The sequence below is a fragment of the Pseudomonas ceruminis genome, assembly GCF_021602025.1.
In the GTDB taxonomy this organism is placed as follows: Bacteria; Pseudomonadota; Gammaproteobacteria; order Pseudomonadales; family Pseudomonadaceae; genus Aquipseudomonas; species Aquipseudomonas ceruminis.
In genome coordinates this window covers 93,904-105,376 of the sequence record NZ_BQHW01000016.1, presented here as the reverse complement: position 1 = coordinate 105,376, position 11,473 = coordinate 93,904, and the positions used below count along the sequence as shown (strand labels likewise).

Below are 11,473 nucleotides of genomic sequence, written 5' to 3'. Positions count from 1 at the left end.
AACGTAGCGCAGTGTCTCAGGCGACCTTGACGATCCAGCCGGCTGGCGCTTCGACGTCACCGCTCTGGATGCCGGTCAGCTCGTTGTAGAGCTTCTGGGTGACCGGGCCGACCTTTTCCAGGTCGTGGAACACGTGCAGCTTGCCGTTGTACTCGATGCCACCGATCGGGGTGATCACTGCAGCGGTGCCGCAGGCGCCGGCTTCGATGAAGCGGTCGAGCTTGTTGATTTCGACATCGCCTTCGATCACGGTCAGGCCCAGGCGCGAGGACGCCAGTTCCATCAGCGAAAGGCGGGTGATGCCTGGCAGTACCGAAGCCGATTTAGGGGTGACGAATTCGTTGTTGGCGGTAATGCCGAAGAAGTTGGCCGAACCGACTTCCTCGATCTTGGTGTGGGTCAGCGGATCGAGGTAGATGGCATCGGCGAAGTTGGCCTTCTTGGCTTCAGCGCCTGGCTGCAGGCTGGCGGCATAGTTGCCACCGACCTTGGCCGCGCCAGTGCCTTGTGGGGCCGCACGGTCGAAGCTGGAAATCTGGAAGTTGTGCGGCTTCATGCCGCCTTTGAAGTACGAGCCAACCGGGATGGCGAACACCGAGAAGATGAACTCAGGGGCGGTGCGCACGCCGATGTTGTCGCCGGTACCGATTACGAATGGGCGCAGGTACAGGGCACCTTTACCGTGTGGCGGCACGAACTTCTCGTTGGCCTTGACCACTTGCTTGCAGGCCTCGATGAACACGTCGGTCGGCACGTGGGGCATCAGCAGGCGCGCACAGCTGCGCTGCATGCGCGCGGCATTCTGGTCGGGACGGAACAGGTTGATCGAGCCGTCTTTGCAACGGTAGGCCTTGAGGCCTTCGAAGCACTGCTGGCCATAGTGCAGGGCGGTAGAGCCTTCACTGATGTGCAGCACATTGTCTTCGGTCAGGGTGCCTTTGTCCCACTCACCATTGCGCCATACGGACAGGTAGCGCTTGTCGGTCTTGATGTAGTCGAAACCCAGCTTGTCCCAGTTAATGCTTTCGTTACTCATGACACCCTCGATTGTCTTGCAAGTGCCCGATCGCTCGGGCTGCTGTTATATGCGCACCACGCCACGATAATACATCCGTCGCAGATCGGGAACGGCCAGTCACGAATTGGTGCGGACGGTAGGTGGCTATAGGTGGGTTTTCAGCGGCCAGGGGATCGAACGCTGTTGCGGCTGGCCTCCAGCCGCCTGTTCCAATCGCCAGCATGGCTGCGTGCGCAGGCCTCTTCACTGTCGAAGCGCACATGCCAGGCGGGGTGATCCAGCTTCACACCCGCCTCGTCAAGCGCTTGGCAGGTCAACTTGAGCATGCGCACTTTCGCTGCTCCCGCCACAGCGGCAGCCTTGTCCGCCTCGCGCTCGAATACCCAGGTGATACGCAGGCTGGCGGGGAATTCGTCTGGGTCCAGGCGGTGCGTCAGCCAGGTGAAACCGACGATTTGCGCCTTGGCCGTTTCGCAGGCGTCGGTCAGGCAGGCGATCAATTCCCGCTCAAGGCGTGCCAGCTCGCGCTTGCCCAAGGCTTTCATTGTGCGGCCTCGCCATCAGTCTGCTGGCAGAAGCGCAGCAGGTTGCCGAACGGGTCGTGGATTTGCATCTGCAGTCCCCAGTCGACGCGCTCGGCCTGCGGGCGGGCGTAGCCGTACTGTTTGTCCTGTAGCTCGCGCTCCAGCGCCAGCAACGCATCGGTGCGGGCAAACACGGTCGAGCCGGGGCAGGCGTCGCCGTGGTGTTCGCTCAGGTGCAGGATCAGGCCGTCGCGGTGAATTTGCGCATACAGCGGAAGGTCCGGGCTGAAGCGGTGCTCCCAGTCCAGGGTGAAACCGAGAAAGTCGAGGTAGAACGCCTTGGCCTTGTCGACCGAAAAGATACGCAGGACCGGGATGGCGGGGGCGAGGGGCATGGCAGATCCTTGGCCGTTATCGATGCAGGACTGTACCGCAGCACTGAAACAGGGCCAAGCCCCAACCCCATTACCGGGCGTCAGGCCATGGCGTGCCCTATGCCAGCGCCGACGATCAGAGATTTCATTTACCTTCACCTGCGTAGTTGGCCCGCTACCTGCTATATCCCCAGCATTCGAATTTGATCGAGTGGTCAGGCCAACCGCGCACCGGCGTGTTGCCCCGACCCTTATAACGGCCGTCAGGCCACGGATATCAGGGGCCGCAGGATGTCGCTCGCGGAGCAGATCGATTCACCGCAACCGGACCAAGGCTGGAGCGCCCACCTGCAGTTGCGCTTCGTCGAACGCCAGGGTGTGACCCGCCTTGGTGCGCGCCGCCATTACGGACCTCTTTTGGTGCAGCGCCCGTTCTATCCCGAAGGGGCACCGTGCCACGTCTATGTGCTGCACCCGCCAGGCGGCATCGTTGCCGGTGACCGGCTGGATCTGGACATCCACCTTGAACCCGGTAGCCATGCGTTGCTGACCATGCCCGGTGCGAGCAAGTTCTACCGCAGCATCGGCCCCACGGCATGGCTGACCCAACGCTTTCATCTGCAAGCGGGCAGTACGCTGGAGTGGTTGCCCCAGGACAGCATCTTCTTCTCCGGTGCCCGTGCCAGCCTCGACAGCCGTTTCACCCTCGCGCCCGGTGCACGCCTGCTGGCCTGGGAAACCCTGTGCCTGGGGCGGCCGGTGATGGCAGAGCGCTTCGAGCTTGGCGCTGTGGACAGCCGCTTGTGCATCGAGCTGCCCGATGACCCTGGCCTGCACGAACGTTTGCGTATCTGCGGCGGCCAGCTCGACAAGCTGGGGGGTTATCCGCTGGTGGCTACGTTCTGCGCGACGCCAGCAGACCAGACCGTACTGGAACAAGCCAGGCACCTGCTCGAGGAACACGGCACCCCCGCTGGCGCGACCTTGCTCGGCTCGCTGCTGGTAATCCGCCTGCTCGACCACGACAACCAACACCTGCAACACACCCTGCAGCGCCTCTGGCACGTGCTGCGGCCGGCCGTTCTCGGCCTGCCGGCGTGCCCGCCGCGCATCTGGGCCACCTGAGAGAGCGCCATGGAGCTGACCCCAAGAGAGAAAGACAAACTGCTGCTGTTTACCGCTGCGCTGCTGGCGGAACGGCGCCTGGCCCGTGGCCTACGGCTCAACTACCCGGAGGCGGTGGCGCTGATCAGCGCCGCAGTGCTTGAAGGGGCCCGCGATGGCCGCACGGTGGCCGAGTTGATGAGCCTTGGCCGCGAGGTCATCAGCCGCGAGCAGGTCATGGACGGTGTCGCCGAGATGCTCCATGACGTGCAGGTCGAGGCAACCTTTCCCGACGGCACCAAGTTGGTGACCGTGCATGACCCCATCGTCTGACCTGGCGCAGGAGCCCAGCATGATCCCAGGTGAAATTCAGGTTGCCGCCGGCGACATCGAACTCAACGTCGGCCGCGAAACAGTCAGCGTCAGCGTGGCCAACCATGGCGACCGCCCGGTGCAGGTCGGCTCGCATTACCACTTCTACGAGGTGAACGACGCACTGATGTTCGACCGCGAGCTTACCCGCGGCTTTCGCCTCGACATCCCGGCTGGCACCGCGGTGCGCTTCGAACCGGGCCAATCACGCACTGTGCAACTGGTGGCCTATGCCGGCAAGCGAGAGGTCTACGGCTTTCAGGGCAAGGTGATGGGCGCATTGGAGGGCAGGGCATGAGCCGTCTCTCGCGCCAGGCCTACGCCGACATGTTCGGGCCCACCGTCGGTGACCGTGTACGGCTGGCCGATACGGCGCTGTGGGTGGAAGTGGAGAAAGACTTCACGGTCTACGGTGAAGAGGTCAAGTTCGGCGGTGGCAAGGTCATCCGCGACGGTATGGGGCAAGGCCAGATGCTCGCCGCGCAGGCCATGGACCTGGTGTTGACCAATGCCCTGATCATCGACCACTGGGGTATCGTCAAGGCTGATATCGGCGTCAAGCGCGGGCGTATCGCGGCAATCGGCAAGGCTGGCAACCCGGACGTGCAACCCGGCGTGACCGTGCCGGTCGGCCCTGGCACCGAAGTGATCGCGGCCGAAGGCAAGATCGTTACCGCAGGCGGCATTGACTCGCACATCCACTTCATCTGCCCGCAACAGGTGGAAGAGGCGCTGACCAGTGGCGTGACGACCTTCATTGGTGGTGGCACCGGGCCGGCCACCGGCACCAATGCCACCACCTGCACCCCGGGGCCCTGGTACCTGGCACGCATGCTCCAGGCCGCCGATTGCCTGCCCATCAATATCGGCCTGCTGGGCAAAGGCAATGCCTCGCAGCCTGAAGCCCTGCGCGAGCAGATCACCGCCGGTGCGGTGGGCCTGAAGTTGCACGAGGACTGGGGTTCGACGCCGGCCGCCATCGACTGCTGCCTGGGTGTTGCCGAGGAAATGGACATTCAGGTGGCCATCCACACCGACACCCTCAACGAATCCGGCTGCATTGAAGATACTTTGGCCGCCATCGGCGATCGCACCATCCATACCTTCCATACCGAAGGCGCCGGCGGTGGCCACGCGCCGGACATCATCCGTGCGGCGGGGCAAGCCAATGTGCTGCCGTCCTCGACCAACCCGACCCTGCCGTACACGGTCAACACCGTCGATGAGCACCTCGACATGTTGATGGTCTGCCACCACCTGGACCCAAGCATCGCCGAAGACGTGGCCTTTGCCGAGTCGCGTATTCGCCGTGAAACCATCGCCGCCGAAGACATCCTGCACGATATGGGCGCCTTTGCCATGACCTCGTCCGATTCCCAGGCCATGGGCCGGGTCGGCGAAGTGGTGTTGCGGACCTGGCAGGTGGCGCACCAAATGAAGCTGCGCCGCGGCCCTTTGACGCCAGATAGCACCTACAGCGACAACTTCCGGGTCAAACGCTACATCGCCAAGTACACCATAAACCCGGCGCTCACCCATGGCATTGCCCATGAAGTGGGCTCGATCGAAGTGGGCAAACTGGCGGATATGGTGCTTTGGTCGCCGGCCTTCTTCGCGGTCAAGCCTGCCCTGGTCATCAAGGGCGGGATGATCGCCACCGCCCCCATGGGCGATATCAACGGCTCGATCCCGACCCCGCAGCCGGTGCACTACCGGCCGATGTTCGGCGCCCTCGGGGCGGCCCGCCATGCCACGCGCATGACCTTCCTGCCCCAGGCCGCCATGGACCAAGGGCTGGCACAGCAACTGGGGCTGCAGAGCCTGATCGGCGTGGCCCACGGCTGCCGCCAGGTGCGTAAGGCCGACATGGTCCACAACACGCTGCAACCGGTGATCGAAGTCGACTCGCAAACTTACCAGGTGCGTGCCGACGGCGAGCTGCTGGTGTGCGAGCCGGCCCACGAACTGCCGCTGGCCCAGCGTTATTTCCTGTTCTGAAGGAGCGAAGATGATTGTTCTGACTCGGCGAATCGATGAAGCCGACACGGTCACCGGCACTGTCACCCTGAGCGTCGACAGCCGCATCAAGAGCCGCCTGCGCGTGGCCCTCGACGACGGCCGCGAGGCCGGCCTGATGCTCGAGCGCGGCCACCTGCTGCGCGGCGGCGAGCTGCTCGCCGATGCCAGTGGCAGCCAGGTGGTGCGTGTGCTCGCTGCACCCGAAGCGGTGTCGACGGTGCGCTGCAGCGACCCGCACCTGCTGGCTCGCGCTGCCTACCACCTGGGTAATCGCCACGTGCCCCTGCAGATCGAACCCGGCCTGCTGCGCTATCAGCACGACCATGTCCTCGACGACATGCTGCGCGGCCTGGGCCTGACGGTGGAAGCCGAACAGGCACCGTTCGAACCGGAAGCCGGCGCCTATCAGAGCGCGCCGCACAGCCACAACCACGGCCACGACCATCCGTTCGTGCGCCTGCCAGCCTGACCTGCCCCAAAGGAGCCAACCATGAAAAAGACTTTCGCCCTTGTGCTGCTGATGATCGCATTGCCAGCCTTCGCCCACCCTGGCCATGACAGCAACCCGCTGCACGATGGCTTGTTGCACCCGTTGACGGGCCTGGACCACCTCCTGATGCTGCTGGGCACCGGGGTGCTGGCGGCCTTGACCCGGCGCAACCTGACCCTGCCACTGGCGACCTTGGCGTCGATGTTCGCAGGTGCTGTGTGTGGCCACCTGTTTGGTGATGTGCTGGGTATGGAAACGATGATCGCCGCCTCCGTGCTGGTGGCTGCCGTCGCGGTGCTGCTGCCCAGCCGGCAGTTGCTGCTGGCGCTGGCCATGCCAGTGTTCGCCCTGTTCCATGGCTGGGCTCACGGCGTGGAAGCGACCCCGAGTGCGTTCTGGGTGTTCAGCGCTGGCTTCGTCACCGTCAGCGGCCTGCTGCTGGTAGCAGGCTTTGCCCTCGGTTGCCTGCTGCGCCGCCACAGCGGCCTGCAGAAAGCCTTCGGTGGCGGCATGCTGGCCGGCGCCGCGCTGGTGCTGGCCGGTTGATGAGCAGCGACCTGGCACTGCTGCGCCTGCTGCAGTTGGCCAGCCCCGGCCTGCCGGTGGGTGGCTTTACCTACTCACAAGGCCTGGAATGGGCCGTGGAGGCTGGCTGGGTGCGTGACACGGCCAGCTTTAGTGCCTGGCAGCATGAACAGCTGCACGACACCCTCTGTTATCTGGACTGGCCGGTCCTGGCGCGCCTGTACCACGCCTGCGAGGCTGACGATGCCGACGCCTTTGGTCGGTGGAGCCGCTTTCTATTGGCCAACCGGGAAACCGCCGAGTTGCGCCTTGAAGAGCAACAGCGTGGCGCAGCCCTGGCGCGGCTGCTCGACGGCTGGCAGTTGGGCCAGGCGCCGGCCTGGCGTGCCAGCCTGGAGCTCAGCCAGTTGGGTGGCCTGGCATGGCTTGCCGTGCACTGGTCGATCCCGCTGCGCCAGCTTGCCCTTGGGCATGCTTTCGCCTGGCTTGAAGGCGCGGTGATGGCCGGGGTCAAGCTGGTGCCGTTTGGTCAGCAGGCGGCGCAAACCCTGTTGCGCGACCTGGGCGCGGCCTTGCCCGATGTGCTCGACCAGGCCCTGGCCCTGGGTGATGAGCAGCTCGGTGGCGGCCTGCCGTTGCTGGCCATTGCTTCATCGCGTCACGAAACCCAATACACCCGTTTGTTCCGTTCCTGAGGACTGCCTACATGCAAAGCTATCAGCAACCCCTGCGCGTCGGTGTCGGCGGCCCGGTCGGCTCTGGCAAGACTGCGCTGCTCGAATGCCTGTGCAAGGCCATGCGCGATCACTACCAGATTGCCGTGGTCACCAATGACATCTACACCAAGGAAGACCAGCGCATCCTGACGGAGGCCGGCGCCCTGGAGCCCGAGCGTATCGTTGGCGTCGAAACCGGCGGTTGCCCGCACACGGCCATCCGTGAGGATGCCTCGATGAACCTGGCTGCCGTCGAAGCCCTGGCGCGCAAGTTCGGCAACCTGGAAGTGATCTTCGTGGAGAGCGGCGGTGACAACCTCAGCGCCACGTTCAGCCCCGAGCTGGCCGACCTGACCATTTACGTGATCGACGTGGCCGAAGGTGAGAAAATCCCGCGCAAGGGCGGCCCTGGCATCACCAAATCGGATTTCCTGGTGATCAACAAGACCGACCTGGCGCCCTATGTTGGTGCCTCGCTGGAGGTCATGGCGCGCGACACCCAGCGCATGCGCCCGGAGCGCCCATGGACGTTCAGCAACCTGAAGAAGGGCGAAGGCCTGCAGGCGGTGATCGACTTCATCGTCGAGCGGGGGATGCTCGGGGTGAGGGGCTGACCATCACGTGTCGTGGCAGCAGTGCGGCTTCCCGGTTTGCCCCTCGTACCGATCGTGATGCCGCACCCAGTCCATGGTCCCGGCCTCATTGCGCCCCAGTGGCGCAATGTCGAGGAAGTTGTAGGTGTTGACCAGAATGTCCAGCCCGCGGGCATAGGTGGAGTAGGTGTGGTAGACCGTGCCGTCCGGGTCACGGTAGAAAGCGCTCAGCCCTGGCAGCTCGCTTTCGCTGCCGCTGTAAGGTTCGTAGTTGTACTGCCGTTCACCTTGGGTGCCGACGCTGACACCGAAGTCCTCATTGAAGCCGCTGCCGTGTGACGAGTACCAGGGGAAGCGCCAGCCCATGCGTTGGCGGAACGCCTGAAACTCGGGGTAAGGCGCGCGCGATACGGCGACCAGCGAAACATCGTGATGGGCCAGGTGCAGGTTGGCGCCGTCGAAGTGGTCGGCGAGAAAGGAACAGCCGGGGCAGCCCTCACTCCAGCCCTCGGCAAACATGAAGTGGTAGACCAGCAGCTGGCTGCGCCCGACGAAAAGGTCGCTCAGTGACTGCTCGCCGCTCGCTCCGTGGAAACGATAAGGCTGCTCGACCTTGACCCAGGGCAGGGCGCGGCGAGCGGCTGCCAGTTCGTCGCGTTGGTGGGTGAACGCTTTTTCGTGCAGCCAGAGTTGGCGGCGGGCGGCTAGCCATTGACTGCGTGAGACGACTGCATGGCCTGTTGTCGAATTGCTCATGGCGGTTACTCCGCGCTTGGGGATTCAACAGTTGGTCGAGCCAGCGTGCGGGGATTCGACAGCAGAAGCACAATGGCGACGAATGGAGCCATGGCCAATAGGCGATTCAACCCTGCATCGCCTCGATCAACCGCCACAACCTCGGATCATCGAAATCATCCACCACCAGCTTCGCCCCTGCAGCCTGCAACCGCTCGGGTGTCTGTGTAGTGGCGATGCCCACGGTAACGATACCGGCAGCGCTCGCAGCCTTTACGCCGGGTAACGAATCTTCGAATGCCAGGGCCTCACCGGCAACGGCGCCCAGGCGCTGAAGCCCGGTCAGGTAGGGTAAGGGGTCTGGCTTGGGTCGCTCCAGTTCATCGGCGACCACCACCTGTTCGAAGCGCGTGTTCAGGCCCATGGCGGCCAGCATGTGCTCGGCATTGAGCCGGGGCGCGTTGGTCACCACGCACATGCCAATCCCGCGGCTTTGGGCGTGCTCCAGCAGGCGCAGCAAGCCCGGCATGGGTTCAAGTGCAGGGGCCAGCTCGCGGAACAAGGCTTCTTTGCGGTCGGCCAGCGCCACGCGTTCCTGGTGGCTGGCACTCGGGAACAACTCGGCAAACAGTTGGCCATTGGCGCGCCCGCTGACCTGGGCATCGAACTCGGCCTGGGTCAGTTCACGGCCGTCATAGTCGCGCAGCAACTGGCGGAAGGCCTGCAAATGCAGGGTATCGGTATCGGTCAGGGTGCCGTCTAGGTCAAACAACAGGGCAGTCAGCATCAGGTATCCAGGCAGTTGAAAAACACGTGCGAATGGATGATAGCGAAAGAGTCATCTTAAATAAATCTTCCAGTTTCTGGCTAGTCGATAATCTCGACATTACAATAATTTGCGTTCCAGTCGTCTCGCGGATTGTAAGATTTACTTATTGATTACGAGGTGAGGATTTAGTTGGGCTGGGATGCTGGAAATGCCGCACACGCGGCCTTCGCTGGTATTCGGACAGTTACCCCAAAAAACAAGGCGGCATGGTCGCATCGTTACGTGTGCTCAAGGTGTGTCGCAAGACTGCCATACAGGCCAGGCGCTTTACTAGGCACGTTGACCCGCATGCAACTGACCATAACACTGGGAGCATGGCGTCCAGATCTGTCAAGTTATCGTCAATTCGCGTCCGTCTACCGGATTACTCTAAAGTCGCTGGGGCGGCGTTATCTAGCACTGCATGACGAAAAAGCGGACTTAGATTTAATGATTGCAGCCTCGGTTGACGATCTTGCACGAGAATTGTTTTCCTCAGTCCAGGTCTCTTCAGGAAAGGTCACCCGACACCGCCTCAATTGAGGTGGTGATCGTGCCGCGAACAGTGCGCTGCATATCATCGTTATTGGATGGCTTTGGACAGACGCCCGAACTTAGGCTTCTACCCCACTAACACGGACACTTTCGAGTAAGCTCACATCGAGCCGAAGGGGTGTTCATGTCCAAGCGTAAAAAATACAGTCCCGAGATCACGCGGCCGCGAAGGTGAGAAGGCGTCCTTGGCCTCTCACCCAGTGCAATCCATTGATTACCGGCTGTTGGTCCATCCGCTATAAAATAACTGCTCAGCTAGGAGGACCAATTTAGATCTAAGGATCAAGCCATAGCTAAGCTTTGACGGAGAATAGCTTTCGTGTGCTGACAGACTTGATGCATTTTACGCCGTCTGCTGACTTCAGTGTTTCTATCTCCGCTATAAAGCTTTTATGGCTTAGGCAAAGAACTAAATTGGGATTTGGACATTCCGTTGTCCAAACGTATTTTTCCCCCAGTTTACCAGTAACGACTATAGCTGACCCGGGAACACAATCGTATGCATGCAGATACACAGGTTGACCAGAATCGCCGCTTATGACCGTGTGTATATCAAATTGTGGGTTTAGGAATTTTAGATCCTGACGATCAACGACCAATCTCGAGAGCGGCAAAAAATTATCTGTCCATCGGGGATCCTTTGAAAGCTGTGAACGAAGGCTCGTTCGTTCGTCCAGTGAATCGTATTCCCATAAATGGAAGAACGTGAAGATTTGCTCGGCTTCTTCGACCCAGCAGCCCAACAAGCGACCGTGTTCATCTCCCCGTATTGGCATGCTTATGGTCCAAAACAGTTCTCGGTACTGATGCCAACCTTGGGGAGTAAGAGTATATTGACGTAATTCGTGAACCATAGCTTTATCTCCCGAAAGCGCGAATTACCAAGCGGTGTAACCACCATCCACAGTAAACATTGCACCTGTGGCGAACGACGACTCATCTGAAGCGAGGAACAGGATCATTGAGGCGATCTCACTGGGCTGTCCCATACGATTGACCGGCGAACGCGCTTCCAGTCCAGCGCGAAACGCTACACGATCTGGAACCTGTTCGAAAATTTTGTCGTAATAGCTAGACTCGATTACACCAGGTGCCACGCTGTTGATACGAATACCATCAGCAGCATGATCCAGCGCCATAGCCCGAGTCAGCGCCGCGACTCCCCCTTTAGCGGCAACATACGCTGCACGGTCTTTGATGCCCACCACCGAAATAGTTGACGCAATATTAACAATCGCAGGCTGCTTGCTCTTACGCAGGTAAGGAATAGCATATTTCGAGCATAGGAAAACCCCTTTGAGGTTAACATCGATCACGTCATCCCATGCGTTTTCATCCAGCGTCTCAACAGTACCTAAGCAACCAAAGCCAGCGTTATTGACAAGCACGTCCAGACCGCCAAAGCGCTCACAGGTTGCTGAGACCATCGCTTTAACATCTTCCGCCACCTTCACATCGCCTCCAACGGCGAACGCATTTTTACCAAGACGTTCGGCTACAGCCCTTGCAGCTGCGAAGTTGCGGTCAGCAACGACGACTTTGGCTCCCTCTTTTATGAACAGTTCGGCAGTGCTTTCACCAATGCCGGCACCCGCACCTGTGATGAGTGTGACTTTATCATTCAGTCTCATAAAATAAGT

15 protein-coding genes and 1 pseudogene are annotated in these 11,473 nt (G+C 61.3%); 9 read left to right on the top strand and 7 right to left on the bottom strand.

Translation table 11 applies throughout. The annotated features are described in order from the left end of the window. Positions 1 to 16 precede the first annotated feature (16 nt). The 3 genes from L6D80_RS18490 to L6D80_RS18480 form a co-directional block, all read right to left on the bottom strand. Positions 17 to 1,036: a branched-chain amino acid aminotransferase gene (locus tag L6D80_RS18490; RefSeq protein WP_054903304.1), complete on the bottom strand. Its 1,020-nt coding sequence runs from the start codon at positions 1,034 to 1,036 to the stop codon at positions 17 to 19. Between the two features lie 140 nt (positions 1,037 to 1,176). Beyond that, positions 1,177 to 1,563: a hypothetical protein gene (locus L6D80_RS18485; RefSeq protein ID WP_054903303.1), complete on the bottom strand. Its 387-nt coding sequence runs from the start codon at positions 1,561 to 1,563 to the stop codon at positions 1,177 to 1,179. After that, positions 1,560 to 1,937 (bottom strand): glyoxalase superfamily protein, encoded by a 378-nt coding sequence (locus L6D80_RS18480; RefSeq protein ID WP_176516542.1) that lies wholly within the window; start codon positions 1,935 to 1,937, stop codon positions 1,560 to 1,562. Before L6D80_RS18480 ends, L6D80_RS18485 begins: the two co-directional genes overlap by 4 nt. Before the next feature lie 270 nt (positions 1,938 to 2,207). Here L6D80_RS18480 and L6D80_RS18475 point away from each other — a divergent pair, with 270 nt between their 5' ends. Genes L6D80_RS18475 through ureG form a run of 8 tightly spaced genes read left to right on the top strand, consistent with a single transcriptional unit; the run spans position 2,208 to position 7,756 of the window. Further along, on the top strand, positions 2,208 to 3,041 hold the full coding sequence (locus L6D80_RS18475; protein WP_054903301.1) for an urease accessory protein UreD: 834 nt from the start codon (positions 2,208 to 2,210) through the stop codon (positions 3,039 to 3,041). 9 nt (positions 3,042 to 3,050) lie between these two features. Continuing rightward, entirely contained in the window at positions 3,051 to 3,353 is a 303-nt protein-coding gene (locus tag L6D80_RS18470) for an urease subunit gamma (RefSeq protein WP_054903300.1), read from the top strand. Positions 3,354 to 3,372: 19 nt separating this feature from the next. Next, a complete protein-coding gene (locus L6D80_RS18465; protein ID WP_054903299.1) occupies positions 3,373 to 3,690 on the top strand; it encodes an urease subunit beta in 318 nt (105 codons plus the stop codon). After that, complete coding sequence (gene ureC, locus L6D80_RS18460; protein WP_176516544.1) at positions 3,687 to 5,390, top strand: urease subunit alpha; 1,704 nt, start codon at positions 3,687 to 3,689, stop codon at positions 5,388 to 5,390. The genes L6D80_RS18465 and ureC overlap by 4 nt, the downstream gene beginning before the upstream one ends. 10 nt (positions 5,391 to 5,400) lie before the next feature. Then, the gene (ureE, locus tag L6D80_RS18455) at positions 5,401 to 5,880 is read left to right on the top strand and encodes an urease accessory protein UreE (RefSeq protein WP_054903297.1); all 480 of its coding nucleotides are present in this window, start codon (positions 5,401 to 5,403) and stop codon (positions 5,878 to 5,880) included. A 21-nt stretch (positions 5,881 to 5,901) separates the two neighbouring features. Next, on the top strand, positions 5,902 to 6,447 hold the full coding sequence (locus L6D80_RS18450; RefSeq protein WP_054903296.1) for a HupE/UreJ family protein: 546 nt from the start codon (positions 5,902 to 5,904) through the stop codon (positions 6,445 to 6,447). Continuing rightward, positions 6,447 to 7,121, top strand: coding sequence for an urease accessory protein UreF (locus L6D80_RS18445; protein WP_054903295.1), 675 nt, complete (start codon positions 6,447 to 6,449; stop codon positions 7,119 to 7,121). Before L6D80_RS18450 ends, L6D80_RS18445 begins: the two co-directional genes overlap by 1 nt. A gap of 11 nt (positions 7,122 to 7,132) precedes the next feature. Continuing rightward, positions 7,133 to 7,756 carry an urease accessory protein UreG gene (gene ureG / locus L6D80_RS18440; protein WP_054903294.1) on the top strand — a complete coding sequence of 208 codons (624 nt, stop codon included), beginning with the start codon at positions 7,133 to 7,135 and terminating at the stop codon, positions 7,754 to 7,756. Between the two features lie 3 nt (positions 7,757 to 7,759). Here the strand turns inward: ureG and L6D80_RS18435 are convergent, their stop codons facing one another. Together L6D80_RS18435 and L6D80_RS18430 are read right to left on the bottom strand one after the other, a co-directional pair. Continuing rightward, complete coding sequence (locus L6D80_RS18435; RefSeq protein WP_176516545.1) at positions 7,760 to 8,491, bottom strand: DUF899 domain-containing protein; 732 nt, start codon at positions 8,489 to 8,491, stop codon at positions 7,760 to 7,762. Between the two features lie 106 nt (positions 8,492 to 8,597). Next, a complete protein-coding gene (locus L6D80_RS18430) occupies positions 8,598 to 9,257 on the bottom strand; it encodes an HAD family hydrolase (protein ID WP_176516547.1) in 660 nt (219 codons plus the stop codon). 180 nt (positions 9,258 to 9,437) lie between these two features. On the opposite strand from L6D80_RS18430, the pseudogene L6D80_RS18425 reads away from it, so the two are divergent. Then, positions 9,438 to 9,893, top strand: a pseudogene (locus L6D80_RS18425) (IS110 family transposase); the annotation flags it as partial. A gap of 233 nt (positions 9,894 to 10,126) precedes the next feature. Here the strand turns inward: L6D80_RS18425 and L6D80_RS30365 are convergent. Beyond that, the gene (locus L6D80_RS30365; protein WP_176516549.1) at positions 10,127 to 10,687 is read right to left on the bottom strand and encodes an NIPSNAP family protein; all 561 of its coding nucleotides are present in this window, start codon (positions 10,685 to 10,687) and stop codon (positions 10,127 to 10,129) included. A 24-nt stretch (positions 10,688 to 10,711) separates the two neighbouring features. After that, entirely contained in the window at positions 10,712 to 11,464 is a 753-nt protein-coding gene (locus tag L6D80_RS18420) for an SDR family oxidoreductase (protein ID WP_054903291.1), read from the bottom strand. Positions 11,465 to 11,473: the final 9 nt, after the last annotated feature.

Bases quoted from the DNA above. Each gene is read 5' to 3' on its own strand.
- L6D80_RS18420 (WP_054903291.1), bottom strand. From the start codon at position 11,464: ATGAGACTGAATGATAAAGTCACACTCATCACAGGTGCGGGTGCCGGC.
- L6D80_RS18475 (WP_054903301.1), top strand. From the start codon at position 2,208: ATGTCGCTCGCGGAGCAGATCGATTCACCGCAACCGGACCAAGGCTGG.
- ureG (WP_054903294.1), top strand. From the start codon at position 7,133: ATGCAAAGCTATCAGCAACCCCTGCGCGTCGGTGTCGGCGGCCCGGTC.
- L6D80_RS18470 (WP_054903300.1), top strand. From the start codon at position 3,051: ATGGAGCTGACCCCAAGAGAGAAAGACAAACTGCTGCTGTTTACCGCT.
- L6D80_RS18430 (WP_176516547.1), bottom strand. From the start codon at position 9,257: ATGCTGACTGCCCTGTTGTTTGACCTAGACGGCACCCTGACCGATACC.
- L6D80_RS18480 (WP_176516542.1), bottom strand. From the start codon at position 1,937: ATGCCCCTCGCCCCCGCCATCCCGGTCCTGCGTATCTTTTCGGTCGAC.
- L6D80_RS18450 (WP_054903296.1), top strand. From the start codon at position 5,902: ATGAAAAAGACTTTCGCCCTTGTGCTGCTGATGATCGCATTGCCAGCC.
- L6D80_RS30365 (WP_176516549.1), bottom strand. From the start codon at position 10,687: ATGGTTCACGAATTACGTCAATATACTCTTACTCCCCAAGGTTGGCAT.
- L6D80_RS18435 (WP_176516545.1), bottom strand. From the start codon at position 8,491: ATGAGCAATTCGACAACAGGCCATGCAGTCGTCTCACGCAGTCAATGG.
- L6D80_RS18465 (WP_054903299.1), top strand. From the start codon at position 3,373: ATGATCCCAGGTGAAATTCAGGTTGCCGCCGGCGACATCGAACTCAAC.
- ureC (WP_176516544.1), top strand. From the start codon at position 3,687: ATGAGCCGTCTCTCGCGCCAGGCCTACGCCGACATGTTCGGGCCCACC.
- ureE (WP_054903297.1), top strand. From the start codon at position 5,401: ATGATTGTTCTGACTCGGCGAATCGATGAAGCCGACACGGTCACCGGC.
- L6D80_RS18485 (WP_054903303.1), bottom strand. From the start codon at position 1,563: ATGAAAGCCTTGGGCAAGCGCGAGCTGGCACGCCTTGAGCGGGAATTG.
- L6D80_RS18490 (WP_054903304.1), bottom strand. From the start codon at position 1,036: ATGAGTAACGAAAGCATTAACTGGGACAAGCTGGGTTTCGACTACATC.
- L6D80_RS18445 (WP_054903295.1), top strand. From the start codon at position 6,447: ATGAGCAGCGACCTGGCACTGCTGCGCCTGCTGCAGTTGGCCAGCCCC.